The sequence below is a fragment of the Ilumatobacter sp. genome, from assembly GCF_041688325.1.
Taxonomy (GTDB): domain Bacteria; phylum Actinomycetota; class Acidimicrobiia; order Acidimicrobiales; family Ilumatobacteraceae; genus Ilumatobacter_A.
The window spans coordinates 1-3,077 of record NZ_JBDNIJ010000452.1; the positions used below are offsets into that span (position 1 = coordinate 1).

The window sequence follows — 3,077 nt, forward strand, 5'->3', positions numbered from 1 at the left end:
CCGCGACGAGCTGGTTGCCCTTGCGACGGCCGGCTATGAGCACCTCAAGGACCAGGAGCAGCGGAGCAAAGTCTCCGAGATCGTCGAATTCGTCGACCGGGTCAAACCCGGCGACCTGGTCCTGACGAGTGGAGACGGCGGTGTCTTTGTCGGAGACATTGCAGACAAGCTTGAGTACGTGACCTCCGACGGCGGCAGGTCGAACCTGAGACGCGATGTGTTGTGGCGCAACCCCGACGTCGGCGTGGACTTCGGTGAGCTACCCGGGTCGTTGCAGGCGAAGTTGAAGACGAGCGCCAGCGTCGCAGACCTCACCGCCGAATTGTCGGTGATCGACCGCCTGATTGGGGGAGAGGAGGTCGACGACGAGGAGGTGGAAGCCAGCCAAGCGCCGACTCGAACGCCGCATGAGAAGTTCGAACTGCTCGACGCTGACGTTGCCAAGGATCTGTTCGTGAGCAAGGAGTGGCTCGATGAAACTGTCGACCTCCTCAACGAACAACGACAGATCGTCTTCTACGGTCCACCCGGAACAGGCAAGACGTACTTGGCGCGCAAGATCGCAGCGCATCTCGTCGGCGAGGAACGAGTACGCCTCGTGCAGTTCCACCCCTCGTATACGTACGAAGACTTCTTCGAGGGCTTTCGGCCGGCCGCCAACGACAGCGGCGGGGGAGTCTCGCTTGAACTGCGACCGGGCCCGCTGCGCCGCCTTGCGACAGAGGCTCAGGAACACCCCGACCAGGCGTTCGTCCTGGTCATCGACGAACTCAACCGCGCCAACATCGCCAAGGTCTTCGGCGAGCTGTACTTCCTCCTCGAATACCGCGACCACGGTGTCGAGGTGCTCTACGGAGGCGACCCGTTCACCTTGCCCCCGAACCTCTACTTCATGTGCACGATGAACACTGCCGACCGATCAATCGCATTGCTCGACTCGGCGATGCGCCGAAGGTTCGCCTTCAAGGAATTGCATCCGGCGACGGAGCCGACCGCGTCGATGTTGGGGGACTGGCTCGATCGCAACGGGCACCCGCCGGTGGCCGCTCGGCTGCTCACCCTGTTGAACGATGCGATCGAGGACCGCGATGCCCACATCGGACCGTCGTACTTCATGGTCAAGGAACAGACAAGCGAGCGCATGAGCCGGATCTTCCGCACGCAGATCGAGCCGTTGCTGCAGGAGACGCACTACGACCGATGGGCGTCGATGGCGTCCAAGTTCGACTTCGGCAAGCTCTACGCAGCGGCCACCGCCGAGCCAGCTAACGACTCCGAATGACAGCTGTCTCTGTCACCGAGACAGGACCGGGAACCCCGCACTCGTTGTCCCCGTCGCAGGCGCGACTCCTCGCAGCATCGTCGATCGTGAGCGTTGAGCCTCTCGACGACACAACGTGGCTGGTCTCAGGAACAGGCAAGGTCGGCGTCGCCCAAATCGGAGACATGACCGTTCGCATCGAACCGAAGCTGCCCATCGGACGAATCTTCTTCCTTCTCGGCTACGGCCGCAAGTTCGCATGGCAGGACGACCTCGTGCCATACGAGACCACCGACGACCTCGTTCACGTGCTCGCAGACGCCTTCGCACGACAGGCCGAGCGCACGCTTCGTCGAGGTGTGTTGCAGGACTACGTCCAGCGAGACGACGAACTCGCAGTGGTACGGGGACGGCTCCGTGAACGCGAGCAGCTCACCCGTCGATTCGGGCAAGTGACACCGCTGCTGGTCCGGTACGACGACTTCACGATCGACATCGTGGAGAACCAACTGGTGCGTGCCGCCGCTCAAGTGATGCGCCACGTTCCCGGGCTCGACCCTTCAGTCGCACGCCGTCTGCGGGCAATCACGGTGCTCCTCGATGACGTGAGTGATCTCGTGCTCGGCCAACAGCTCCCCGCCTGGCGATCGAACCGCCGCAACGCCCACTACGAGACGGTGCTGTGGTTCGCCGCGATGATCCTTCGCCACCGATCGATCGACCTTCCGGCGGGGTCGGTCGAAGTGAATGGGTTCATCATCAATATGGCGAAGGTCTTCGAGGACTTCCTGGAAAAAGCCCTGGGTGACGCCCTCGAACACATCGACGGCCGGGTGAGCCCACAGGACCCGCAGTGGCTCGACGTCGACTCTGCCGTGAAGATGAACCCGGACCTCGTGTGGTATCGCAGCGGCAAGCCTGCCGCAGTGATCGATGCCAAGTACAAGGCGGAGAAGGTCGCCGGCTACCCCAACGCTGACCTCTACCAAATGCTCGCCTACTGCACGTCGCTCGGCCTGCCGATTGGTCACCTCGTATACGCCAAAGGCAACGAAGCCGAAACCAGTCACGTTGTGCGAGGAAGTGGTGTCGAGATTCGAGCGCACGCACTGGACCTCGAATTGATGCCGGTTGATTTGCTCGCGCAAGTCGACGAGATGGCGGCGACGATTGCGCAGCTCGTTTCGACTGCGGTTGCTCCGAAGCAGTGCCGAGGCGTCGGCGGATGGCTTTGAGTGCGTACCTGGATCGAGCAGTTGGGCAGTTCGTCTTGCGGCGCCAGTCGGTCGATGGCCAAGCTGCGGACATACTGCGAGGTGGGCGACGGATCGGAACGGCCAACGTGGGGGCGATGTCGGCGAGATTGAGTCCGCCATCGGCAGTGGCGGGGCATTCTTCCGCCGGCGCGAATGCGTTGCGCTACTCATCATCGCCGTCGTTCCGTGGCTGGGCCGCGTGGAGGTAGCCGGACACCGAACGAGCGGCACCCGCCTATCGCCTGATTGAAACTCGGTATTTGATGAGGTCGGCCTTGAGCCACTCGAATCCGTCGTCGCCTTCGAACTCGCCCTCCAAAGGATGCAGTGGTCCGTCCGCGACTTGGAGTGCGCCGGGGGGCGAATAGCGGCTCTTCTCGTTGAAGTGGGGAGTGGGTTTGGGGTGAGGGTCCGCGATCGGGTGCAGGGATCCCGCCAGAGTTGGAGTGGTTCTACGACTTCAACGGTGAGGAGATCCCTGCGATGGGAGACGGTAGTGGCCTGGCCGAGGCCATGCTTGGAATCGATGGCGTACGCGTCATAAACGTGTCTGAGGCGAA

The 3,077-nt window shown here is 62.5% G+C and carries 2 protein-coding genes; both read left to right on the top strand.

What is annotated here, in order from left to right; translation table 11 throughout:
* Nucleotides 1–1,282: McrB family protein (locus ACH2EI_RS21930; protein ID WP_395161589.1), on the top strand; the 1,282-nt coding region annotated here is incomplete at its 5' end.
* An 86-nt stretch (nucleotides 1,283–1,368) separates the two neighbouring features.
* A complete protein-coding gene (locus tag ACH2EI_RS21935; RefSeq protein ID WP_395161591.1) occupies nucleotides 1,369–2,496 on the top strand; it encodes an McrC family protein in 1,128 nt (375 codons plus the stop codon).
* Nucleotides 2,497–3,077: the final 581 nt, after the last annotated feature.